Source organism: Pseudomonas sp. EU05-FHT14B02 (assembly GCF_058791055.1).
Genome location: NZ_JBYTDD010000011.1, coordinates 19985 through 44457 on the forward strand (window position 1 = coordinate 19985; position 24473 = coordinate 44457).

The following is a 24473-nucleotide window of genomic DNA, read 5'->3' on the forward strand; positions in this document are numbered from 1 at the left end:
GATGAAAACGTCCGCCAGCTTGCTCACCAGCGCAGGTTTGGTCTGCGAGACTAGGTTTTTCAAGATCACGCAAGGTTTGCGGGTAGGCGTAACTTATCTGTCGTGCAGATGCTTTTTCAAGAACGACCGGGTTCGTTCGTGGACAGGGTTTTGCAGGATCTCTTGCGGCGCCCCCTCCTCCACTACAACCCCGCCGTCCATAAAGACAATCCGGTCTGCCACTTCGCCGGCAAAGCGCATTTCGTGAGTGACGATCAACATTGTCATGTGCTCCGCAGCGAGTTGCTTCATGACCAGGTTGACCTCTTCGACAAGCTCAGGATCCAGTGCCGATGTAGCCTCATCGAACAACATGACTTTTGGTTGCATCGCCAGTGCCCTGGCTATGGCAACGCGCTGCTTCTGTCCGCCCGACAGGCGAGAAGGATACTCATCGAACTTGTTGGCCAAGCCAACTTTTGACAAGTATTCCATTGCCAACTCACGAGATGCCTTTTTTGTAAGGCCCTTGAGTTTTATCGGACCAAGAGCGATGTTTTCATACACGGTCAAATGCGGAAATAGATTGAAGTGTTGAAATACCATACCCATCTGCTGACGCACAGCATTTATATGCTGTTCAAACGCACGACCTTTCAATGGCCGATTGACTTGCTCCCCCTCTAACCATATCTCGCCATCGTCAAGCACCTCCAGGTGGTTGATTGACCGCAGAAGCGTGCTTTTGCCAGATCCACTTGGGCCGATGATGGCGACAATTTGTCCGCGAGATATGGAAAGATCAATTCCCTTGAGTACTTCAAGTGCTCCGTAAGCCTTGCGAGCGCCCTTCACCTCAACCATGAATTCCTTGCTGATCATCGTGACATCTCTACCTTGTTTTCGAGAAGATGCAGACCGGCTTCGAGAACTAGATTGGCTGCATAATAAATAACCGCGACAGTCAGATAAAACTCAAACGGGCTATAGGTCTCGCTCACGGCAAGTTGCGCGCTGTACACCAACTCGGCAATACCGATTATGGAAACCAGAGAGGTGTCCTTCAGCAGGACAATCAGATTGTTTCCCAGCGGCGCAATAGTCCTGCGAAGCGCCTGCGGTACGATGATGTAACGCTGAGTCTGTCCACGGCTGAGACCAATGGAGCGGGCACCTTCAATCTGACCAGGGTCCACCGATACCACACCGGCACGAATAACGTCGGCATTGTAGACGGCAAAGTGCAAACTGAGGCCTATGATGCCTGCCACCAGGGCAGGAATATCAATCCCCACTTGTACAAGACCATAATAAATCAAGTACAACTGAAGAAGCAGTGGAGTGCCCATGAGCAACCACGTCATAAAACGCACGGGCAGCGCCAGGACCCTGGGCGCATAAAGAACGATGAGTGCAAAGGCTACCCCTGCCATCAAACTCAATATGCTGGAACTTACAAACATCACAACCGTCCACCAAAGACCGGTCGCAAGTAGCTCGGAATAGGGTGTAACTATACTAAGATCCAGGCTTTGCATCTGAATGCTCTCACCTTGCCGCGAAGCGATTATCGAGATAGTCAACAACAAATCTGACCGAGTAGACCATCACGATGTAAAGCAGTGCCGACACCATGAAAATCTCAAAAGGTTTGTACGTTGAACTGATAAAGCGTTGCGCTGTATATGAAAGCTCAACGACAGAGATCGTCGACACCAGTGCAGAACCTTTGATAAGAGCGACAGCGTTCACTCCCAGCGGCCTGATCATCAACTTTGCAGCTTGTGGCAGCGTGATAAACCATAAGGTCTGGCCACGCCCGAAACCAATCGAACGTGCAGCTTCTTCCTGGCCTGGGTCAACGTTGGTGATAGCGCCACGAATGGATTCCGCCATGTAGGCAGCGATGTTCAGGCCCAAGCCGATTACCCCTGCGGCAAACGGCTCCAGTTCAATTCCGATCTGCGGCCCACCAAAGTAAATGATGAACAGCTGAACCAGGCAGGGAGTGCCGCGAAAAACGCTGATGTAGAGTCTTGCAAGGTATCGAAATGCGAGAACAGTGGACAACCGGGCAGCAACCAGCACGATTGCGACCAGAAAACCAAGCAGAAGAGCAAGTACAGAGATTTGCACCGTAATCCAGGCCGCCTCCAGGAAAAACGGGAATGTGCGCTGTATGAGAGTCAGATCCATGGGAACGCTCGGAAAAGTCGGATTGGCTGGCCCGACGACAGGTCGGGCCATGCTGAACATGAATCAGCGGATATCGTTGCCAATCCACTTCATCGAGATCTTTTCGTAGGTGCCATCGGCGAGCATGTCTTCAAGCGCCTTCTGCATGGTCGCCTTGAGCTCAGGGTTATTCTTGCGCAGGGCAATGCCCATGCCTTCAATGCCACCATCGCTATCCGGTGGAGTAATGATGCGAACCTTCTGCCCTGTTTCTTTGACGGCGACCAACACCGGAACACTGTCCATCACTATCGCATCGATGCGCCCGGCCTCCAGGTCGACAAGCATCTCGGGAAGACCTTTGTACGTTCTCACCTTCAGGTTGCCGCGGGCCCTGGCCCATTTATCGTGTGCATCCCCAAGGGTAACGCCGACAACAACATCTTTAAGATCATCAAGACTTTTGATCGAAGAGTTGTCCTTCACTACGATCGTTCGGCCAGCGTGGTAATAAGGCCCAACAAAATCCACTGCTTTCTGGCGTTCCGGGGTAATGGTCATCGAAGCGACGATGGCGTCATATTTCTTCGCGAGAAGTCCTGCAATTATCCCGTCGAATGGCGTCGTGATGATCGTCACCTTTACCCCCATCCGCTCAGCCAGCGCCTCACTGATGGAGGCGTCGAATCCGACAATCTGGTTCTGCTCGTTTGCAAAGCTGAAGGGAGAGTATTGACCGCTCATCGCGATACGGATCTCTTTGGAATCCTGGATCGACTTCAAATCATCAGCATGAACAGCTGAGGTGGAAAGTAGCGCCGCTGCCGCCACGGTAGAAGCGGCAATCAAACCCTTGAGCTTTCTAGTTAGCATGGATGGCACCTTGGAAGAATTGTTTATTATTTTCTTGGGGTTATTCACCCGGCCTTCATGAAAAGTCTTGCATAGGCACTTCTGGAAAGCACCCGGCAAGGTGTCAGCCAACCTGACACATTGCCGGAGTTGGCCGACACTATGTCGGGGAGCCACATCGTCCAACCTGGTTTCTTGGCGCACGCCCCGCCCTCTGCGATCTACCGGAGTGCGGCCTTAAAGCTTTCGTCCAGGACCTCAAGCAGAAAATCAGCGTTTGTCTGACTGAAAATCATCGATGGGCGCATTTTCAGAACATTGTCATGGGGGCCTTCAGTACCGATCAAGATGCCTCGCTCCCTTGCACCATCGGCTACTTTCCTGGCCAGCTCCGTGGCTGGAACTTTCGTTTTGCGGTCCGTGACAAGTTCTATCCCGAGAAAAAGACCCAACCCGCGCACATCGCCTATTGCATCGTATCGCTGCTGCAACTTACGGAAGCCGTCGAGCAGATAGTTACCAACGGTCAGCGCGTTGAGTTTCAGGTTATCGCGCTCAATTACATCGAGCACCGAGAGCCCTACAGCACAGGAAACCGGACTGCCGGCGAAAGTATTGAAGTACTCCATGCCATTGTTGAAGCTGTCTGCAATTTCTCGCGTGGTCACAACCGCCGACATGGGATGCCCATTGCCAATGGGTTTGCCCATGGACACTGCATCGGGAACGACACCCTGGGTTTCAAAAGCCCACCAATGGCTACCTACGCGACCAAAGCCGACCTGGACTTCGTCAGCCAGGCAAAGACCGCCCTCTGCACGAACCATTGCATAGACTTCTTTCAAGTAGTTTTCCGGGAAGAAAAGTTGCCCGGCGACACTTGGAATGGACTCCGCCAGAAAGAACGCCGGGGATCTGCCCTGCTTGCGCATGAGTTCAATCTGATCCGCCACGCTTTCAGCGAAACGCTTGCCAAGTTCCTCGAACGACCAGTGATCCACACCACGGTAGGCATCCGGGACAGCCGCCTCAAACACATGATCTGCACGCCCTTTACCAGCTTTACGCTTGTACTTGTAAGGGCTGAGGTCGATCAGTTCCTGCGTAGTGCCGTGGTAAGCCCAATCCAGCACAATTGCATCGTTACGCCCCGTGTGATTGCGCGCCATACGCAGCATGAGGCTGTTTGCTTCACTTCCCGAACAGCCGAAGGAAGCGACTGCCAGACCTTCAGGCAAGGTAGCCGTGAGCCGCTCTGCATACTCCACGATATTATCGTGCAGATAACGCGTGTTCGTGTTCAGGCGTGATGCCTGCCGCGAAAGCGCTTGCACCACATCTGGATGGGAGTGGCCGAGATGGCACACGTTATTGAAGCAGTCCAGATACGCCCGACCAAAGTTATCGATCAACCAGACCCCATCACCGCGAACGAACTTGATCGGATCTGAATAGGAAATCGACAGGTTTGGAAGCAACAACTCCTTTCGCTTCGCAACAATCTCTGCCTTGGTGCGTCCGTCCTGGCTGTAGGTTTCCGGAGGAATCCCCGCGAGAGTCGATGCATCGGGAAAAATGTCGGCCCATACCTCAAGATAAGCCCGTTCACCTACGCCGATGAATTCGCTCGCTTTCAACGCGGTGTCCGTGGACATTTGAAAATGCACATGGGGAATCCATCCGCCATTTTCCGTATCCGCCCCCATGTATCCCACAAGCGCGCCAGCCTCCAGGCGGTCACCGGGCTTGAGCCGCGCCAAGGCTTCATGAGCCATATGCCCCCACAGCGTCAGGAATGGCGGGCAACCTTCAGGCGAGTGTTCGAGCATGATCAAACCACCATAGCCAAGCGGCTCATGCTCGACCTCGACGCTCTGCACCACACCGGCAACGGGCGTATAGAGAGGCGTTCCAGCGGGCATGATCAAGTCGACACCGACGTGAAGGATCCGACGCTGCCCTTCAATGAATCGTGATTCAAACGCCGTGTCGGTGTAGATGGTCCTTTCCTCGCCCCAAGGCCCGATACCTAGCGGCACCTTGTGTTCGGCAGAAAAATCATTCCACCACTTCGTTGCCTGCGCTGGACGTTGCTCGGCTGAAGCGATAGTCATCACATGCGAAGCGTCTCCGAACGGAGCAATGAATTTGTTCATCGTCGCAGCGGATGGACGCACGATATCCGCGAAGGACTTGCTGTTTTCGGCCACCCAGCGGCGAACCGCACCAGCGCCTTCGATCGCGTCAAAACCACAGGCTTTACGCAGGATCGCAGTCGCCAGACGAGGGTTCATGCGATCCATCCTTTCAAGAAGGCGCCAGGCCGGCGCTTCGCTGATGCCAAGGTAGGGATTGTCTTGCGTTCGATCAGATCGCGATGCCGACAAGGTGACGCTCGTGACCAGGCGCATCGCAATGAGATTGAAGAGGACGTCAAGCTCCTCCGACTGCAGAGGGTACTTCTCATGGAAACCGGCCGTGAGGGCGGCGGCCGCGCCGATTGGATCTTCCGTGTCGAGAATGGAATAGGCGCAGGTGATGGCGACTTCGGCAATCAGAATTGTATGGACCGCATCGCCAAAATCGATGATGCCCGAGACCTTCTGATGATTGCGGGAATCGACGAGGATATTCCAGTCATTGCCGTCATTGTGAATGACTTGTGCACGCAGTCGCGAAAGCTTCGGTTGAACGGTTTTTTCGAAACGTTCAATGAATCGTTCCAGAATGGCCCTTCTGCCAGGGTCTTTCACGAAATGCAGGCGTGAACTCGAACGTGCGGCGTGACGCAAATCCCAGTCGAGATCACGTACCGCGCCTGGATGCATGAAGCCCTGAAGTGCACGATCTATCTCACCGAACGATTGGCCAAGGCTGCGCATCAATTTGAACGTGCGCTCGACCTCGGCAAGCGGCGTTCCGTGCAACCAGCTGACCAGGCGGACCGCATGGATTTCGCCGGAGGGCGCTACCGCAGAGGCCAGGTATTCACCGGCAAGACTTTTCTTGAGAAAAGGCACGGTAAGCTCAGGACTGTGCGTGGCGAGATGACTGAGAATGGCTGTCTGAAACTCGCTTTCAACTCGCGGTTCACTCGAGTTGACGACTTTCAGAATCCATCCTGCATCGGTTCCTGTATTCAACCGGTAGTTACGGTCGCGCTCGCCATCCAGAGGCGTGGCCGTACCAATAACGTTGAAAAGCTGCTCACTCAGTTTTTCGGCATCCCCCGTCGAGAACTGGGGGGCAGGATGGGCAAGATTTGTCATGGTAATTGTTTTCCAAGCCATTTTTTTCAGATAGCTTGGCACGCAAAGCCTTGGACGGCAGTAGGTATACGGTCGGCTTTAGCCTGCATATTGTCGGAATCGACCGGCACAATTTCGGTAGCAAAATTAGGGAGTTCTGATGCGCGACCTGGACACGAAAGATCGCGAAATACTCGAAATTCTTTCCAAAGAGGCTCGAATTGCCCTGAAGGCCTTGGCAGCGAGAATCGGGCTTTCAAGAAGTGCTACCAGCGAGCGAGTCATCAACCTTGAACGCAATGGTGTGATCAGAGGCTACCGAGCTGATATCGGCGAAATCGATGCCAACGTGATTCGCGCAATCCTTCTTGTATGCCTGAAACGCACACCCGCAATCAGCTTGCTGGACCTGCTTGCCCAAAACTCGCAGGTACGACGAGTCTCCTCGGTCAGTGGCCAACTCGATCTGGTCATTGAGGTCGAATCGCGAACTATTGATGATCTGAATCGCGTCAGAGATGCAGTAGCCAGTCACGAAATCGTTGAAGACATCACCACCGCTGTCGTTCTGCGGCGCGATATTGATCGGCAGAGTTCCTGATTGGCAACGGGTGTAATCACGCCGGCGGAATCGTCGCCAGCATACCGATCAGGATGGTCAACAGCAGAAAACCGCCGAGAAAAATCGTCATCTTGGCCATGGGGCCTCCCACACTATGAATTGGCGGTACAGGGGCGGCGTGTGCTGCCCGAGCGGCGTACCGAAGACTTATTGTGGGCTGGCGGCTGTATCCGTTACAGAGGCAGATTGCGCTGAAAAATACGGATCAGATCCGTTTACAGGCTGTGCTTTCGGGGGGTTCCCGGAAGGAGTTTGCGGGCGATGTCCACGAAAGGCGTGACGATCAACCCCTGCAGCGTCAGGTAACGCTCGTGATCCTGTTCACCAGTGCCGAAATGAATGGACTCGGGTGTGGATCGGGTGACGTAGAGCGTGCCGAACATCCAGTCCCACAATGACAGATTGATGCCGAAGTTCTTGTTGAAGTGTCGCGGCGCATCGCTGTGATGAATCTGGTGTTGCGCAGGGCTGTTCAGCACCCGTTCCAGCACCGGCCCGAAGGAAAACCAGACATGGCTGTGACGCAGGTTGGCCGCCAGGCCATTGAAGATGAACACCATGTAGGTCACGCCAAACAAGGTATAGCGGCTGATCTCCCCGCCGCAGGCGTACCAGAAGACCCCGGCAAATGCGCCGATGCAGATGATATCCGTGAGCTTTTCGACCACCTCTTCCAGAAAGTGCACGCGGCTGGCCGTCGCCGGCACCAGTACGGGCGCCGAATGATGGACTTTGTGGAAGGCCCACAGATACCGCGAATGGAAGGCGCGATGGCCCCAGTAATGGCTGAAATCCTTGACCAGAAATACGCCCAGCCCATAGAGCAGGGTCAGCGCCAGGTTCTCTTCCATTTGCGTACGCGCGCCCCACAGTTGGGTGAAGAACGCGATGTAGTCCGCTGAACGCAAGACGTACGGATCGACCAGGCCAACGATGGGCAGCACCAGGGCAACCTTGAGGATGGCGAGAACGAAGTAGTAGCGGTAGTCGAGCAGCGCCGAGCGATGCAGGTACACCCGGCAGCCGCCGATGAACTGCCCGAATGAGCGCGCGTCGGTCAAGCCCCGGGATTTGCGGTAGCGGAACAGGCAATAGGCGACGCTGTAAGACATGCAGAGAAAGGCTAGACCGAGTCTGCCGTTGAAGTCGAAAATGCCCAGGAACTGCCGGGTGACCGGCTCGATCACCCACTGGGATAAATGAAGATGGATTGCGGCGAAAACATCCATGCCAGGCTGCCCGACGTAAATGGAAGGGCAATTGTAAATGAGAACGAGTCTTTAGTGTGTTGAATGATGCCCGGTTTTTATCCACCCAGCGCAATGATTGCAAGGATCAGCACGCCCCCCGTGGCGGCCATGATCACCCCTCCCTGCCATTGCGTGGCGCCAGCGTATCTGGCGAGCAGCCAGCCTGCGATGAACAGCACCACGAGCCCGATCAGGTTGGACAGGCGGATGGCGAGCGCCGTCTGATCGAGCAGAATGAACGGCACCACCAGCGGAAATGTCGAGCACACGACCAACAGGAAAACACCGAGGGCACCCCTGAAGTCGCTCCAGCCGAGGCCGGCCCTGATCGGCAAGGGGGGCTGCTCGAGCAGCCGACGGCGCAACAACTCCAGGCCCTCACTGCCGGCCGCCGTCGCGAACTGCAACGGCAACACTTGCGCAACGAGCGCCTGACCGGCCGCGGCGTCCATGCCATTACGCAAGGCCATGTACAGCTTGATCCTGCGCGTGCGCTCGACCAGTGCGCGCAACAGGTACATGACCGCATCGGCCAGTCCCCAGGCGAGATTGCAGCCGAGCGCGGCGATCATCATCGTGCGTTCGGCGGCCTGGTCTGCCGTGGCCACGCTGATGGTGCCGGTGAACGTCATGGCCATCAGCAGGCCGAATATCACCTCGGTAATGCGCTCGACAGGGTCAAGTACAGGCGCCCTTTCGAATTGAGCGTTGGTTGGCATGAAATCACCTCGTCGGAGTGTGCTTGCACGATATCGGGCGACGCTTCGGCCAGGCACCGGTTGTTCCGGCTGGATATCCGCATCCCCGTCAAGTGTAGATTGAACGACTACACTCAGGCGCACACGCTATCTGCTTCAAGAGGAATGGCTCATGCTTGAATACTTCGCCCTGGGCGTACTGATATTTGTCGGACTCTTTTTGTTCTACGGAATCATCTTGCTCCACGACATCCCCTATGAAATTGCCGTCCACCGCAATCACCCTCACCAGGATGCAATCCACGCCACCGGCTGGGTCAGCCTCTTCACCTTGCACGCACTCTGGCCGTTCCTGTGGATCTGGGCGATGGCCTATCGGGAGGACCGGGGCTGGGGTTTCAGTGACGGACACTCACCCAAAAGTCATGTGATTCACCTGGAACAACAGGTCGCCGAACTGCAAGGCCGGATCGAGCGCCTGGAGTCAGCGATGGGTACGGCACAGAAACATGTGCCAACGGACAATCTCGGCGAGGGCATTTGAGCCATGGATCTCTTACTCATTCTGACGTATGCCGCTCTCTGCGTAGCCATCTTCAAGATCTTCCGCATCCCCCTGAACAAATGGACGGTGCCCACGGCGGTGCTGGGCGGGATCGTGATTATCGGCACGCTGATTTTCACGATGAACTACAACCACCCCTACTCCGAGGTGGCGCGCTCCTATTTCGTATCGGTTCCGGTGATACCCGTGGTCAGCGGCCAGGTGATCGATGTATCGGCGAAGACCAACCAGCCCCTGGAAAAAGGCGATGTGCTGTTTCGCATCGACCCTGCGCCTTTCGAATACCGGGTGAAATCCCTCAAGGCACAGCTGATTGCCGCCCAGGCCGATCGCGCCCGGATCACCGAGTTGATCAAGCGTAACTTCAGTACCCAACGGGAACTGGATATGGTGGTCGCTCGCAGTGATGACCTGAAGGCGCAACTGGACAACGCGCAGTACGAACTCGACAACACCACCGTCCGTGCGCCGAGCAAAGGCTTCGTCACCCATGTTTCACTGCGTCCGGGCATGATGGCGACCAAGTTGCCGCTGCGCCCTTCGATGGTCTTCATTCCCGCCGAAGGGCATTACTTCTCCGCGTGGATGCGCCAGAACAGCCTATTGCGCCTGAGCGAGGGCGACGAGGCCGAGGTCGCTTTCGACGGCATTCCAGGCAGGGTTTTCGAAGGCAAGGTCAAGACCGTCGTTTCGGTCATCGCCGAAGGCCAGATCCAACCGTCAGGCACACTGATCAGCTTCACCGGTTCACCACCGGCCGGCCGGGTTCCGGTGATCATTGAGATCACCGATCCCGACTATGCCCAGTACGCCGACCAGATGCCCGGCGGCGCCTACGGCCAGGCGGCGTTGTACAGCCAGCATTTCCACCACATCGCGATGATGCGCAAAATCCTTCTGCGCATGGCGGCATGGATGAATTACATCTTTCCGTTCCACTAACCTGGCAGCATCGGCAACTGGCTCAATCCTTGATTGGGTCCGGTTGCCGATTCCGCGAACCGACCTGAATGCGTTATTGCAGCGACTGATCAAACAGGTTGAGGGTCAGAGGGAGAAGGCCAGACAGTGGATCGCACCATTGTGGTACTGGAAGAATCGACAAGGAGGAGCGAAGCAGCGAGGGTCGGCGCTAAATAATCCAATACAGCAGCAAGCGAGAAGCAATCCAGTGCGACGCCTGGATCACCCCCCATGCCAGCAGGACACACATCAACAGGTAGCCCGCAAGGAACCTGAACATCGCGTCCCTTTCCATGCAACCCTCCCGGCTTTACAGCCCTACAGGGCGTTCAATGCGAATGCGTAACCCATACTACGCCCGTCTCGCCCTTTACGGTTTCGATTCCCAGCATGGTTTGCAGTTCCACAGGCTGGGTAATTGCACAGACTTGCCCACCGTTTTTCCAGTCATCCCATTGCCCTGTATCAAGCGGCCAGAGGCGTGTCAGTGTTTGTCCTCTATGGTGTCTGTTGGAGGTAGCTCCACTCATTTCACCTTCAGGACGAGGATCAATCATGCGGATATGAATGGAGGGCACGGCGGCTTCATTGATTTTTTCTCAAGTCCAGTAACAGTCAGAATGGCGTTGGGATTTTTTCAACACAAAAGACCCGAAGTGGACGTTGAGATCTATTTGTTGTCGCTTTATGTTGTTCGTTTTCATGGAGGATTCGGACTGATGGCACGCTTGGGCTTGATACTGACACCCGGTTTTGCGGACTGGGAATACGCTTTCATTGCAGGAACCGCATCCCCGTTTTACGGGATCGACGTCAGGTTTTTCGCCCCTGCTACAGGGCAGTTCCGCTCGCAGGGTGGATTGGCTGTAACTGTGGATAGCAGCTTGCAACAATGCCTGGACTGGAAGCCGGACGTTGTTGTCGTCATCGGTGGAATGATCTGGGAGCGTGCAGATGCACCGGACATTCGGGACTTTCTTCATACGAGTCGTTCAAGTGGAGCGACAATTGCCGGTATCTGTGGGGGAACGCTGGCACTTGCGAGGGCCGGGCTTCTCGACACGGTCCCTCATACTTCGAACAGCGCTGACTTTTTACAACAGAATGCCGCAGGTTATGACGGGGCCACGCTTTATCGAAGCAGTCAAGTAGCGGTGGTTGCCGACCGCATCATAACTGCTCCAGGTCCTGCACCCGTTAGCTTTACCTGCGCAGTGTTCGAAGCTGCCGGGTTATCTTCAGAGATCATTTCGCAGTTCAGGTCAATGTTGGCAGCGGAACACGGGTGACCACTTCGTCCAAAAAAACAGCCTATCAGGTGATGTGTTCGAGGTCCGCTCCTGGCCGGTTTCTGCCCCTCACGGACGGCCGCTATGGTTGCGATAGCGTTCGGTCAAGGACTGCACGAGGGTGACGTAGGATTGCGTCTCGGCGTAGGGAGGCACCCCGTTGTACTGGACCACGGACGCTTCGCCGGCGTTGTAACCTGCCAACGCCAGCATCTGGTTGCCGTTGAAGCGCTTGAGCAGCCAGGCCAGGTAGCGCACGCCGCCACGAATGTTCTGTCGTGCGTCGAACGGATCGTCCACGGCGAAGCGCTCGGCGGTGGCGGGCATCAACTGCATCAGCCCCTGGGCGCCGGCTTCGGAAATGACGTTGGGGCGAAACGCCGATTCGGCATGTATCACTGCGCGGACCAGCGCCCTGTCGACACCATAATGACCCGAAGCGGCTTCGATCTCCCGTCGATAGGAATGGGTGTCCAGGCGCAGTGAGGCGACCTTGAAATCCTTCGGCGCCATGCACAGATAGCAGCCCTTGATGTAATAGAGCTCAAGGACATCGACCCGTGCGGAGATCCCGACGGGGCGTCGGCTCACATATTGACGATTACCCTTATGGATGAAAGTCCACACCCGGATCCGCACCGCGCCTGGGGTGTCGTCCCGCACAACCCGTGGCAGCGCCATTGCCTTGGCGCCGACACCGGCGCCCGTCATGCCATTGAGGCGAGTGCAGCGGGCGCTGGCGATGGCTTGGCTGGTGTAGCTGATGGCTCCGTCCCTGGCTTGGCACTTGAACATGGCGCTGGCGCACAGTGGAGTGACCAACACGGCCAGTTCGATGCAGCCAAGAAAGCTCTTGCGAGCCCATCGCCATGCTCTGGAACTCATCACATCGCTCCGCACCGTAGGCGTCGATCAGGCCTGGGGCGCCCGGACCGGGCGCTGCCTTTGGAGGGTCGATTCTGGGTGACCCGCCTTTTGTTCTGATAGTTATACCCCTTGTAACCGGCCTTGGAACTTGCGTTGACGTACGGGCTGCCGACGTTCCCGGGCGAGGCACAGGTCTGATTGTTCGCACGACGCGTCGTCCCGGCTTGCCAGGGCCGGGGCGGGACAGGCCCAAGCCACTGGATCTGATGTTTCGAATATCTGCCGTAAATTTTTTACGCTTTCTTTACGGCTGCTGTTTGCGCCCTCAAAGATACTGGCCGCGACTTTTTAGATCGTCCATGCGCCTTGAGGCTTCAGTGGCCCAGGCACATCGTTTTGCCCAAGGATGGCATGCATTTCCTCCCCGTAATTCGAGAGAAGCGACCTTGAGTGAAACAGCAATCGGAGCACATGAAAACTCGCAATCCAAAGCGTCAGGAGTGGGCTTGCTCGTCGCCGCGGTCGGAGTGGTTTACGGGGACATTGGCACCAGCCCCCTCTACACGCTCAAAGAAGTCTTTTCTGGCCACTACGGAGTTCAGGCCAACCACGACGGCGTGCTGGGTATTCTGTCGTTGGTCTTCTGGTCACTGATCTGGGTCGTCTCGATCAAATATGTGCTGTTCATCCTGCGTGCCGACAACCAGGGTGAAGGCGGCATCATGGCGTTGACAGCTTTGGCTCGCCGCGCAGCCGCCCCTTATCCGCGCATGAGTAAAATACTCGTTCTGCTTGGCCTGTTTGGTGCGGCACTTTTTTACGGGGACAGCATGATCACCCCGGCTATCTCGGTGCTCTCTGCGGTTGAAGGGCTACAACTGGCGTTTGACGGAATTGAACACTGGGTCGTGCCTTTGTCAGTGATCGTGCTGGTGGCGCTGTTCTTGATACAGAAACACGGCACGGCTCGCATCGGCATTCTGTTCGGCCCAGTGATGGTGCTGTGGTTTGTCGTGCTGGGTGCGCTGGGGGTCTATGGCATTTTACAGCGGCCGGAAGTGCTGCAAGCGCTCAATCCATACTGGGGAGCGCATTTTTTCATCGCTCATCCGGGAATCGGTGTGGCCATCCTTGGTGCAGTGGTACTCGCGCTGACGGGCGCCGAAGCATTGTATGCAGACATGGGGCACTTCGGTCGCAAACCCATTGCCCGCGCCTGGTTCATTTTGGTATTGCCAGGACTGGTGCTCAATTATTTTGGCCAGGGTGCCTTGATCCTGGAAAACCCTGAGGCGGTGCGCAATCCATTTTATTTGCTCGCGCCGGGCTGGGCACTGCTGCCGATGGTCGCACTCTCTACACTGGCAACCATCATCGCTTCTCAAGCCGTGATTTCCGGCGCATTTTCCCTGACACACCAGGCCATCCAGCTTGGGTATGTCCCTCGCATGTTTATCCAGCATACCTCCAGCCAGGAGCAGGGACAGATTTACATCGGTACCGTTAACTGGGCGTTGATGGTCGGTGTTGTGCTGCTGGTACTTGGTTTCGAGTCGTCCAGTGCTTTGGCCGCCGCTTATGGGGTCGCTGTTACGGGCACCATGCTGATCACCACCATCCTGTCCTCGGCCGTCGTCCTGCTGCTATGGAAAACCCCGCGCTGGTTGGCCGTTCCGATGCTGCTCGGTTTTCTGCTGGTAGACAGCCTGTACTTCGCGGCCAATGCTCCGAAGATCTTCCAGGGCGGTGCGTTCCCGGTGATTGCTGGCATTGGCCTGTTCATTTTGATGACCACCTGGAAACGTGGGCGCAAGATCATTGTTGAACGGCTGGACGAAACCGCGCTGCCTCTACCACTGTTTATCGGTAGCATCCGCACGCAGCCTCCTCATCGGGTACAAGGTACGGCGGTATTTCTGACCGCCAGGTCCGATGCCGTTCCGCATGCGCTGCTGCACAACCTGCTGCATAACCAGGTTTTGCATGAGCAAGTGGTATTGCTTACGGTGGTGTCTGAAGACAGCCCTCGTGTGGATGCTGATAGACGGTTTGAGGTTGAAGCGTATGGCGAAGGGTTCTTCCGGGTCAGTCTGCACTTTGGTTTTATCGAGGAGCCCGATGTCCCCTTGGCGTTAAGCCTCTGTCACTTGGCCGAACTGGATTTCAGCCCGATGCGCACCACCTATTTCCTGAGCCGGGAAACGGTGATCCCGACCAAGCGCATCGGTATGGCCCGTTGGCGAGAAAGCCTTTTCGCCTTTTTGCTCAAGAACGCCAACAGCAACCTTAAGTACTTCAAGTTGCCGTTGAATCGGGTGATAGAACTGGGCACACAGGTGGAGATGTAAGGAACTGGCAAGATCGCACTGGCGGTCTTGTTTGCTCGGCAACAATCGGCCCATTCCCGAAGAGCGACAATCGGCCAAAAGCACTCTCTGACAACGAACCCTGCCCTTACGCAGTAGTCAAAGCCAGTGACGGCATCGCCACTCGCTATCACCGTCCTCACAAAAAGGGGGCCTGATGAATCTTCGTGCCACATGTAAGGCTGTGTGTGTTCCTCTGGCTCTGTGCATGGCTGTGCTCCTGGCATTTGTGGTTTCCTGCAGTACATTGCCCAGGATAGTGCCCGATATGGCTCACGCGCCCTCTGCGCCAGTGCAGCTCGACGGGGTACACGGGCCTCTGTCAGCCGAGCGCAGCAAGGCCATTCTCGAGCGACTCGAGTCCACCGGCGCAGAGACCAACATCTTCGACGTACACCTCGCAATCGAAGAGTCCATCGTCGGCAGCCCGCTAACGGAAGGAAACAAGGTCGACTTGCTGCAAGACGGCCCCACCACCTACCAGTCGATGATCAAAGCCGTGGAAGCAGCGCGCGACCACATCAACATGGAGACCTACATCCTCGACGATGATGAAGTCGGCCAGCGCTTCGCCACCGCGCTGATCGCCCGGCAACGCAAAGGCGTACAGGTCAATCTGATCCGTGACAGCGTCGGAACCCTTGGAACATCATCAGCGTTTTTCTCTCAATTGACCGACGCGGGCGTCAAGGTGCTGGAGTACAACCCAGTCAATCCGGTGACGGCCAAAGCGGGTTGGGACGTGAACCAGCGCGACCACCGAAAGCTGCTGATCGTGGACGGCCGTATTGCCTTTCTCGGCGGGATCAACATCAGCAGCGTCTATTCGGGGAGCTCGTTCAGTTCTTACTCAAAGACACGCCCAAATGGTGATTTGCCCTGGCGCGATACCGACTTGCGCATCGAGGGGCCTGTGGTTGCGGAACTCCAGAAGCTGTTCATCGGAACCTGGGCTACCCAGAAAGGCGAACCACTCGCGGCTCGCCACTACTTTCCGCCGCCTGAGCGCAAAGGCACCGAGGTGGTGCGGGCCATCGGAAGCTCGCCAAATGAGCCGTTCAGCCTGATCTATGCCACGCTGATTTCGGCGCTGCGTAGCGCGCAATCTGAGATATGGCTGACTAACGCCTACTTTGTTCCCGACCCGCAGTTGCTGGCGGCACTCAAGGAGGCTGCAGCACGTGGAGTCGACGTCAAGCTGGTGCTGCCCGGCAGCACCGATTCGTGGCTGGTGTTCCATGCTGGACGCGCCTACTACAGCGAGCTGCTGAAAGCCAACGTCAAGCTTTACGAACGCAAAGACGCGCTACTCCACGTCAAGACAGCAGTAATCGATGGCGTGTGGTCGACTGTCGGCTCCACCAACCTCGACTGGCGTAGCTTCCTGCACAACGATGAAGTCAACGTTGTTGTGCTGGGCGCCGGGTTTGGAAAAAAAATGCAGGAGGCATTCCTGGCCGATCTCGCCAAGTCGAACGAAATCAAGATGGAAAAGTGGCAGCGCCGCTCGCTCGGTGTGAAAGCCAAGGAGCAGATGGCGCGCCTTTGGGAGTACTGGCTATGAGTTGAATGGCGTATCACTAGGATGAGCTGTTCTACACCCTGACGGGTATGTCGTTAACCCAAGCCCAAGAAGCAGCGTAAACTTTCGCCAGCGACCTTGCCCCCCGTGAAACTGAAATCTACGACCCGACCGCTACGTCTGGCTGCTGACGCACCTGATTGCGCCCGTTGCGCTTGGCCTGGTACAGCGCGTCGTCTGCGCGGGTCACCAGGCTTTCCGGTGTATCGCCGGGTTGTGCATGGGCCACGCCGAACGACGCGGTGATGGTGTCCAGCACCGTGTCAGTGCCCCGGGCCTTGACCCGCAGCGACTGGATTTTCAAACGCAGGCGCTCGGCAAAAGCGCCCGCGGCGGCCAAGTCCGGACAATCCTTGAGCACTACGCAAAACTCCTCGCCGCCATAACGCGCCGCAAACGCTTCGCCAGGCAGTGAATCACGCAACACCCGGGCGACATGCTGAAGCACGCGGTCCCCCAAGGGGTGGCCGTACTGGTCGTTGAATTGCTTGAAGTGGTCGATATCCAGCATGACCAGCGCCACGCCCGTCGCCACGTTGCTCAAGGCCTGTTCAAGCTGGCGGCTGAAGGTGGTGCGGTTGAGCAATTCGGTCAGGCCATCGAGGGTCGCGGCCAGTTGGGCGCGCTCCAGCTTGTCACGCAGGCTTTTGATTTCATGCTGTGCCGATTGCAACTGGGCGAGGAAATGTTCCTGCTGCCCCTGCATCAGCCGGGTGCTCTGCTGCAGTTGGGTCAGGATGCTCGGCAAGCGCTCGCTGGCGGGCTCTTCGAGCATCTGCAGGTATTGGCCGAGGCTGGCCTGGAAATCCTGATTGCCCTTCACGCTGCGCGATACATCGCGCTCCATGTCGTCGACCAGATTGATCGCGTCCTGCTGCCCGGAGCGGGCGTCCGCCAGTTCATCGCGGATGATGTACTCGCGAAACAGTTTGGTGGCCGACTCCGGCGGGAAGTAGTCGAAGTCGTTGACCACCCGGTCCAGGTGCCGATTGAGCTCCGGCTCCTGGCCCTTGCTGTAGGTGTACCAGAGCGCGTAGTGCACCGGGTTGGGCGGAATGTTGTGACGAACCATCAGCGGCACTGCCTGCTTGAGCAATGCCGCCGCCTCGCGGGAGTCTTCTGGATACAGCGCTAGAACAGTCGCACGCGTGTCTGATTGGCTCATGGTTTCACTGTGATTGTTATCATTGGCGTTTGGCAAACTCGCTGAGCATAGCCATACGCCCGGCAAACGACCATCCCGAATTACACAATCATTTCAACCCGGTACGCTTGTGCCACAGGCCCGTTCAACTGTTGGTCGGCATCAGACCGGCCATGTTCTGGCGCCGACGATAAGCCGTATCACGGTTCGCCAGCCAGTAGTACAGCGGTGTGGTGACCACCAGCCCGACCAGCCATGATAAATCCGCACCATCAATGTGCACTGCCACGGGGCCGGTGTAGATCGGTGTGTTCATGAACGGGATCTGCACCACGATGCCGATGGCGTAGGCCAACAGCGCCTGCGGGTTGAAGCGACCATAGATGCCGCCGTCGACGCGGAAGATCGAGGCGATGTCGTACTCGCCCTTGTGGATCGCGTAGAAGTCGATGAGGTTGATCGCGGTCCACGGCACCAGCACCACCAGCAACGCCAGCACCAGGTCGACGAAATGCCCGATGAAATCCGCCGAGGCGCCGATGGCCGCCACGCAGCAACCGGCCAGGATGATCAGCGACAGTACCGCCCGGCTCAAAGCAGTCGGAATCCAGCGGTGGGCGAAGGTTTGCAGCAAGGTGATCACCGACAGCACGGCGCCATACAGATTCAGGGCGTTATGGCTGATCACGCTGAGCAAGAACAGCACCAGCATCAGCGGGCCGATGGCGCCGGTCGCGAGTTTCACCGCGTCCATGGTGTCCATGCCCACCGGCGTTGCCAACACGGCGACGGCACCGAACACGAAGGACAGGATTGAACCCAGCGAGGAGCCGAGGTAGGTCGCCCAGAACGTCGAACTGACCTTCACGTCTTTGGGCAGGTAGCGCGAGTAGTCGGACACGTAGGGCGCGAAAGCGATCTGCCACAGCGCCGCCAGCGACACCGTGGCCAGCCAGCCGGAAATGTTGAAACTGCCACGGGTCAGGAAGTCATCGGTCTGCACGTGGGTCAGGATGTAGCCGAAGCCGAGCACGATGCCGAGGCCCAGCACCCAGGTGCCGATGCGATTGAGCACGTGGATGAAGCGGTAGCCAATGATGCCGATGATCCCCGAGCCAAGGCCGCCGAGGACGATGCCGACCGACACCGGCACGCTCTCGACCACGCCATGCAGCGACTTGCCGGCCAGGACGATGTTGGAAGCGAAGAAACCGATGTACATCACGCCGGCAATCACCACCACCAGCAACGCGCCCAGCGAACCGAACTGAGCGCGACTCTGGATCATCTGCGGAATGCCCATCTGCGGTCCTTGCGCCGAGTGCAGCGCCATCAGCACACCGCCGACCAGGTGGCCGACGATGATCGCGACAATGCCCCAGACCAGGTTCAGGTGAAACAACTGCACGCCAAGCGCGCCGGTAACGATGGGCAACGGCGCGATATTGCCGCCGAACCACAGGGTGAACAGATCTTTGACCTTTCCGTGGCGATCCTCAGGGGGGACGTACCCGATCGTGTGTTTCTCGATGAGCGGGGCGGATGAAGCGGTGGTGGACATGACGAACTCCAAGGCAAGGATGAGTACGTGTTCGTACTTCGGTGTGCGCGGGCATACCTGCGCATTTCTTGTTGGAGGCGATCATGGACAAAGAGCGCGGGGAGGAAAATTAGTTAATTTGTGCCTTTAAACCTTATAAAAGATTGCGCGGTTTTCCGGAATAACCGGCAGAAAAAACCAATAAAAATAAAATATCGATCAGAACACCATGAAAACTGAACGACGAAATCCCTGTGGGAGCGGGCTTGCTCGCGATGGCGGAGAGTCAGTCAACGACGATGTTGAATCTGACGGCCTCATCGCGAGCAAGCTCGCTCCCACAGGGTCCCGCTCCCACAGGGGTTATGTGGTGCCTGTGTTAGCGCGCAGCCCAGGCATTGAAGCGCTGTTCAAGCTCCTCGCCATGGTCAACCCAGAACTCCGCGTCCACGGCCCGCGCGCCAGCCAGGTTGGCCTCGGCGGTCGGCAGTTGGTCCTGCACATCCTTGGGCAGCAATGGCAGGGTCTGGCGATGCACCGGCCCGTAGGGGATGGTTTCCGAGAAGACTTTTTGCGTCTGCGGCTGGCTGGCAAAGGCGATGAAGTTTTCCGCCAATGCCTTGTTCGGCGTGCCTTTGACCACCGCCCAGTATTCCGGGTCGTACAGGCTCTGCGGCCAGACGATGCTCAATTTCATGCCTTCCTTCTGCGCCGAAGCGATCCGGCCGTTGTAGGCCGCGCTCATCACTACGTCACCGGCCACCAGCCATTGCGCCGGCTGCGCGCCCGCCTCCCACCACTGGATGTTCGGCTTGATCTGGTCGAGCTTGGCAAAAGCCCGCGTCACGCCTTGCGGGGTTTTCAAGATCTTGTACACGTCGTCCGCCTTGACTCCGTCGGCGAGCAACGCGATTTCCAGGGTGTACTTGGCGCTCTTGCGCAGGCCGCGCTTGCCCGGGAAGTCGGCGACGTTCCAGAAGTCGGCCCAGGACTGTGGCGCCTTGGCCTGCTTGCTCTGGTCGTAGGCCATGACCATCGACCAGACATAGGTTGCGACACCGCACTCGGTCAGCGCACCCGGCACGAAGTTCGCCGAATCACCGAAGCGTCCCGCATCGAGCTTCTCGAACAGGCCCTCTTCGCAGCCGCGCAACAACTCGGGGCTTTCGACTTCCACCACGTCCCAGCTGGTGTGACCGGCGGAGACCATGGCCTTGATCTTCGACAGCTCGCCGTTGTACTCCCCGGCGATGATATTGCCCGCGCCGCTGGCGTTGAAGGGCTGGAAGTAGGCCTTATCCTGGGCCTGTTTGGTAGCACCACCGAAGGAAATCACGGTGAGGTCCTGGGGGGCCGCCCACACACTGGCACTCAACAACGCCAGGGCAAACGGAACACTGCAACGCAAGGATCTGGACATGGATCGCTTCCTCGGGGCTTGTCGGCCCGTTGTTGTTATGGGTGTTCGGATTCACTCAAGTAAGCCGCCAGGCGATCCATCAAGCGGTCACAGGCCGCCATCTGATCAACGCTGACAAATTCATCGGGCTTGTGCCCCTGGTCCATGCTGCCGGGACCACAGACCACCGACGGAATGCCGGCCTGATCGAACAGCCCGCCTTCGGTGCCAAAGGCCACGGTGCTGAACTCGTCACTGCCGCACAGCTGGGCAATCAGCCGGGCCGCTGCGCTGTCGGCGGGTGTCGCCAGGCCGGGATAGGCCGAGATTTTTTCAAAGCGGATACCGGTATCGGTGTCCACGGCCTGCATGGCCGGCAGCAATGTCTGCTCGGCGTAGTCCTGCAACTCATCGACGACCACTTGCGGGGCGAAGTCCGGCAAGGCGCGGATCTCGAAATCGAAACGGCAGTCCGCTGGAACGATGTTCAGCGCCGTACCGCCCTGGATCACTCCGACCTGCACGGTCGAGAACGCAGGGTCGAAGCGCTTGTCGTGCAATGGCGGTCGGGCCAGGGTGGCGCCGATGTCCCCCAGCCGACCGATCAGGCGCGCGGCCTGCTCGATGGCATTGACCCCATAAGGTGCGTAGGCCGAATGACAGGCGGCGCCGCGCACGTGACACCGCATCGCCAATTTGCCCTTGTGGCCAAGCACCGGCTTGAGTTCGGTCGGCTCGCCGATCAAACACAGCGCTGGTGTCGGGATGCGTTGGGGCAGCACTTCCAGCAAGCCGCGCACGCCGAGGCAACCGACCTCTTCGTCATAGGAAAACGCCAGGTGCACCGGGCGCTTTAAAGGGCTGGAGAGAAACATCGGCACAGCGGCCAGCACCGAGGCCAGATAGCCCTTCATGTCCGCGCTGCCGCGACCGTAAAGCTTGCCGTCCGCCTCGCTCAGGCAGAACGGTTCGACCGTCCAGGCCTGGCCATCCACCGGCACCACGTCGGTATGCCCGGACAACACGATGCCGCCAGCCACACGCGGGCCGACCGTGGCCAGCAGATTGGCCTTGGTCCGCTCGGCGTTGTAGATCAGTTCGCAATCCACGCCCAGTTCGTGCAGGTAGTCGCGCACGAACTCGATCAGCTCCAGGTTCGAATCGCGGCTGACCGTGGCGAACCCGATCAATCGCGCGAGCATGGCGCGGCTGCGCAACTCACTCATCGCCGGGCACTCCATACGCGGGGGCCAGGGTCGGATTGAGGGCGCGGGTCAGGTAGTCCTGCAATTGCGGCTCGTAGGCCGTCCACAGTTTGCCCAGCTCGCCAATCGGGTTTTCCTCGGCCCAGTCCACCCGCAGGTCGACAATCGGCCAGGTCAGGTCACCGACCACCGACAGCGCTGCCGAGTGCACCGCGCCGGCTTCGCCACCGGCATCCTGCCCGGCCTGCAAGGCGCTCATCAGCCGGGTGGCGAGACAGCCTTCGCTGTTTTCGAACGCCGCGACCATCGCCTCGATCACCCCACTGTTGGCCAGCAGATTGCCGGCCGCCACGCATTGGTCACCGGCCACAGCGTTATTGATGCCCAAGGCATGGTTGCCACTGAACACCGCCGTGCGCCCGTGGGCATCCACCACCGCCACCTGGCGATACTGGCTGTAGCCGTTGCGGGTCAATGAGTGGTCCAGCGCCTGGGGCGGCGCCGAGCCGTTGGCCAGTTCATCGAGGATCTGCGGGCCGAGGGCCGGCAGCGTGATGTTCTGGCTCGACACCGCGCCGACACCGGCCCGCAGCCACGGGCAGCGCGCGCCGACGGCAATGCTCGAAGAACTGATGGCAATGCCCAGCTGGCCGGTCTCGGCGCAGCGACCCACGATGGAAAAAGTCATGGTGAATTCCTTATTCAGGGATGACAGCGATCACATCGATTTCCATCAGCCACTGCGGCTGGCCGAGGGCGCTGACCACAAGGCCGGTGGAAATCGGGAACACGCCCTTGAGCCACTTGCCGACCTCCTGGTACACCGGCTCGCGATAGCGCGGGTCGATCAGGTAGGTGGTGGTCTTGACGATGTGGCTCAGGTCGCTGCCCGCCTCTTCCAGCAGTTGCTTGACGTTGCGCATGGCCTGCTCGGCCTGGGCGCGAGGATCACCGAGGCCCACCAGTTGGCCGTTGAAATCGGTGCCGACCTGACCACGCACATACACGGTGTTGCCGGCGCGCACGGCTTGGCACAAATCGTTGTCCAGCGTCTGGTTCGGGTAGGTGTCTTTGGTGTTGAACATGCGGATGCGGGTATGAGTAGGCATTAACGAACTCCCATGAGGCTGGCTTTGTGAATAGGTGCACGGGCGGCTTCGGCTTGACGCTGGGTCGCATCCCGGTAGTTGAGATAGGTGTGCTGTTTAACGATGTGATCGGCGATGTGCTTGGCGTCGTGCCAAACGCCCCAGATAAACGCGGAGCCACGACGGGACTGCCAAGGCAACCCCACGAAATACACCCCTGGCTCGGCCGACACACCGCGCTGGTGCTGCGGCTTGCCGTTTTCCTTGAAGGCATCGACCTTCAGCCAGCTGTAATCGGTGGAGTAACCAGTGGCCCAGATGATCGTAGTGACGCCTGCCTTGAGCAGATCCAGCTCCAGGATTGGATTGGTCACGCAGTCCGGGTCCGCCAGCATGGCCCGGGCTTCGGGTTCCAGCGGCAAGTCCAGGCCGTTGCGTTCGATGTAGGCATCGGCCTTGTCGAGTAGCGCGAGGTAGTTTTCATCGCCGCGCCGAATGTTGTCGGCGAGGTTGTCTTCGAAACTCACCACCGCGCCGTTGAAAGCTTGGGTCAGGCCGACCAGGGTCATGCCCTGATGGGCCAGCCGACGGAAGTCCACGGTGTGGCCGCCACGGGCACCGCTCACGGCGATGGTCACGTGCTCCTTGCCCGGTTGCATGGCCTCGGCATCCCATTCGCCAAGCACCCCCAGCCACCAGCAGAAATCACGGTTGCGATAGGCACGGGGCGGACGATCATGGGCGCCAACCGACAGGTAGACCTGTTTGCCGGAGCGTTGCAGCTCATCGGCGATCTGCACGCCCGAGGAACCTGCGCCCACCACCAGCACCGCGCCTTCGGCCAGTTGCTGCGGGTTGTAGTATTGGGCGGAGTGAATCTGCGCGATGCCGGCGATTTGTGGGGCAATCGGCGGAATGGCCGGACGCTGGAACGGGCCGGTGGCGACCACCACATGCCGGGCCTCGATCACGCCATCAGAGGTTTCAACGGTGAAACCGGGACGGTCGGTGTTACGTTCGACTTTCTTCACGTCCACGCCGGTACGGATCGGCGCATTGAACTTGCGGGCGTAGGCTTCGAAGTACTCAGCCACCTGCTCTTTCCCGGCGAAGGCATCCGGATCCAGACCGTCGAACTCCAGTCCCGGGAAGCGGTCGTGCCAGGCCGGACCGTTGGCCACCAACGAATCCCAGCGACCGGTGCGCCAGGCCTCGGCGATACGATTGCGCTCCACAACGAGGTGAGGCACACCGAGCTTGCTCAGGTGTTCACTCATGGCCACGCCGGCCTGGCCGGCGCCAACAACAAGCGTATCAATTTCGGTTTTATCAACTGTCATGGCTGTGCACTTCTGAAAGGTGGTTTGATTCAGGTCGGTCATGGCTGCCGCCTCGATTCTGATCACTGTTGTTCTTCTGCTGCGGCTATCGGTGTCAGGGTGTTGGCCGCATTCTGTTCGGAGCCGGGAAATAGCGAAATTATGTTTTTTGTGGTTGCTGGCGAGGAAAAAGCGTCGAGCCGACCGGTCGGCTGTGCAAGGTTGCGGGAGGCCTGATCCCGGCCTATGGTCCTAGCGATGCAATGCCGGCGATTGACGCCTGATGGCACAGCGCCGGTCGATGTCCACCCAGTGCGAATAG

At 58.1% G+C, this 24473-nt stretch carries 21 protein-coding genes; 6 read left to right on the forward strand and 15 right to left on the reverse strand.

Features of this window, described 5'->3' with window-relative positions:
• Positions 1 to 93: 93 nt before the first annotated feature.
• The 5 genes from AC3WTM_RS12250 to AC3WTM_RS12270 all read right to left on the reverse strand — a co-directional run bounded on the left by AC3WTM_RS12250 (position 94) and on the right by AC3WTM_RS12270 (position 6275).
• Positions 94 to 861: an amino acid ABC transporter ATP-binding protein gene (locus AC3WTM_RS12250; protein WP_102671891.1), complete on the reverse strand. Its 768-nt coding sequence runs from the start codon at positions 859 to 861 to the stop codon at positions 94 to 96.
• Positions 858 to 1517: an amino acid ABC transporter permease gene (locus tag AC3WTM_RS12255; RefSeq protein ID WP_102671892.1), complete on the reverse strand. Its 660-nt coding sequence runs from the start codon at positions 1515 to 1517 to the stop codon at positions 858 to 860. Before AC3WTM_RS12255 ends, AC3WTM_RS12250 begins: the two co-directional genes overlap by 4 nt.
• 10 nt (positions 1518 to 1527) lie before the next feature.
• Positions 1528 to 2175, reverse strand: a complete 648-nt coding sequence (locus AC3WTM_RS12260) for an amino acid ABC transporter permease (protein WP_102671893.1) — start codon at positions 2173 to 2175, stop codon at positions 1528 to 1530.
• Positions 2176 to 2238: 63 nt separating this feature from the next.
• The gene (locus AC3WTM_RS12265) at positions 2239 to 3027 is read right to left on the reverse strand and encodes an ABC transporter substrate-binding protein (protein WP_102671894.1); all 789 of its coding nucleotides are present in this window, start codon (positions 3025 to 3027) and stop codon (positions 2239 to 2241) included.
• A gap of 200 nt (positions 3028 to 3227) precedes the next feature.
• Positions 3228 to 6275: an aminotransferase class III-fold pyridoxal phosphate-dependent enzyme gene (locus AC3WTM_RS12270; protein ID WP_102671895.1), complete on the reverse strand. Its 3048-nt coding sequence runs from the start codon at positions 6273 to 6275 to the stop codon at positions 3228 to 3230.
• 139 nt (positions 6276 to 6414) lie between these two features.
• On the opposite strand from AC3WTM_RS12270, the gene AC3WTM_RS12275 reads away from it, so the two are divergent.
• The gene (locus tag AC3WTM_RS12275) at positions 6415 to 6855 is read left to right on the forward strand and encodes an Lrp/AsnC family transcriptional regulator (RefSeq protein WP_102671896.1); all 441 of its coding nucleotides are present in this window, start codon (positions 6415 to 6417) and stop codon (positions 6853 to 6855) included.
• A 236-nt stretch (positions 6856 to 7091) separates the two neighbouring features.
• Here AC3WTM_RS12275 and AC3WTM_RS12280 read toward each other — a convergent pair whose 3' ends face one another.
• Entirely contained in the window at positions 7092 to 8105 is a 1014-nt protein-coding gene (locus AC3WTM_RS12280; RefSeq protein ID WP_102671897.1) for a sterol desaturase family protein, read from the reverse strand.
• 77 nt (positions 8106 to 8182) lie between these two features.
• Complete coding sequence (locus AC3WTM_RS12285) at positions 8183 to 8845, reverse strand: VIT1/CCC1 transporter family protein (protein WP_102671898.1); 663 nt, start codon at positions 8843 to 8845, stop codon at positions 8183 to 8185.
• Positions 8846 to 8996: 151 nt separating this feature from the next.
• Here AC3WTM_RS12285 and AC3WTM_RS12290 point away from each other — a divergent pair, with 151 nt between their 5' ends.
• From AC3WTM_RS12290 to AC3WTM_RS12300, 3 genes are all read left to right on the forward strand, one after another.
• Positions 8997 to 9368 (forward strand): DUF3302 domain-containing protein, encoded by a 372-nt coding sequence (locus AC3WTM_RS12290; protein ID WP_102671899.1) that lies wholly within the window; start codon positions 8997 to 8999, stop codon positions 9366 to 9368.
• 3 nt (positions 9369 to 9371) lie between these two features.
• Positions 9372 to 10331 (forward strand): HlyD family secretion protein, encoded by a 960-nt coding sequence (locus AC3WTM_RS12295; RefSeq protein WP_102671900.1) that lies wholly within the window; start codon positions 9372 to 9374, stop codon positions 10329 to 10331.
• 740 nt (positions 10332 to 11071) lie between these two features.
• Positions 11072 to 11641, forward strand: coding sequence for a DJ-1/PfpI family protein (locus AC3WTM_RS12300; RefSeq protein ID WP_102671901.1), 570 nt, complete (start codon positions 11072 to 11074; stop codon positions 11639 to 11641).
• 69 nt (positions 11642 to 11710) lie between these two features.
• Here AC3WTM_RS12300 and AC3WTM_RS12305 read toward each other — a convergent pair whose 3' ends face one another.
• Positions 11711 to 12526, reverse strand: a complete 816-nt coding sequence (locus AC3WTM_RS12305) for a lytic transglycosylase domain-containing protein (RefSeq protein WP_102671902.1) — start codon at positions 12524 to 12526, stop codon at positions 11711 to 11713.
• A 428-nt stretch (positions 12527 to 12954) separates the two neighbouring features.
• Between AC3WTM_RS12305 and AC3WTM_RS12310 the strand changes: the two genes are divergently transcribed.
• A complete protein-coding gene (locus AC3WTM_RS12310; protein WP_102671903.1) occupies positions 12955 to 14856 on the forward strand; it encodes a potassium transporter Kup in 1902 nt (633 codons plus the stop codon).
• Between the two features lie 286 nt (positions 14857 to 15142).
• On the forward strand, positions 15143 to 16438 hold the full coding sequence (gene cls / locus AC3WTM_RS12315) for a cardiolipin synthase (RefSeq protein WP_256586103.1): 1296 nt from the start codon (positions 15143 to 15145) through the stop codon (positions 16436 to 16438).
• A 118-nt stretch (positions 16439 to 16556) separates the two neighbouring features.
• Here the strand turns inward: cls and AC3WTM_RS12320 are convergent, their stop codons facing one another.
• The 7 genes from AC3WTM_RS12320 to AC3WTM_RS12350 all read right to left on the reverse strand — a co-directional run bounded on the left by AC3WTM_RS12320 (position 16557) and on the right by AC3WTM_RS12350 (position 24214).
• Positions 16557 to 17621 carry a GGDEF domain-containing protein gene (locus AC3WTM_RS12320; protein WP_102671905.1) on the reverse strand — a complete coding sequence of 355 codons (1065 nt, stop codon included), beginning with the start codon at positions 17619 to 17621 and terminating at the stop codon, positions 16557 to 16559.
• 124 nt (positions 17622 to 17745) lie between these two features.
• The gene (locus tag AC3WTM_RS12325) at positions 17746 to 19161 is read right to left on the reverse strand and encodes a purine-cytosine permease family protein (protein ID WP_102671906.1); all 1416 of its coding nucleotides are present in this window, start codon (positions 19159 to 19161) and stop codon (positions 17746 to 17748) included.
• A gap of 358 nt (positions 19162 to 19519) precedes the next feature.
• Positions 19520 to 20560, reverse strand: a complete 1041-nt coding sequence (locus AC3WTM_RS12330; protein ID WP_102671907.1) for an ABC transporter substrate-binding protein — start codon at positions 20558 to 20560, stop codon at positions 19520 to 19522.
• Between the two features lie 35 nt (positions 20561 to 20595).
• A complete protein-coding gene (argE, locus tag AC3WTM_RS12335) occupies positions 20596 to 21765 on the reverse strand; it encodes an acetylornithine deacetylase (protein ID WP_102671908.1) in 1170 nt (389 codons plus the stop codon).
• Positions 21758 to 22432 carry a DUF1028 domain-containing protein gene (locus AC3WTM_RS12340; RefSeq protein ID WP_090456242.1) on the reverse strand — a complete coding sequence of 225 codons (675 nt, stop codon included), beginning with the start codon at positions 22430 to 22432 and terminating at the stop codon, positions 21758 to 21760. The genes argE and AC3WTM_RS12340 overlap by 8 nt, the downstream gene beginning before the upstream one ends.
• 10 nt (positions 22433 to 22442) lie before the next feature.
• On the reverse strand, positions 22443 to 22853 hold the full coding sequence (locus tag AC3WTM_RS12345; RefSeq protein ID WP_003201555.1) for a RidA family protein: 411 nt from the start codon (positions 22851 to 22853) through the stop codon (positions 22443 to 22445).
• Positions 22853 to 24214: a flavin-containing monooxygenase gene (locus tag AC3WTM_RS12350; RefSeq protein WP_173677961.1), complete on the reverse strand. Its 1362-nt coding sequence runs from the start codon at positions 24212 to 24214 to the stop codon at positions 22853 to 22855. The genes AC3WTM_RS12345 and AC3WTM_RS12350 overlap by 1 nt, the downstream gene beginning before the upstream one ends.
• Between the last annotated feature and the right edge of the window lie 259 nt (positions 24215 to 24473).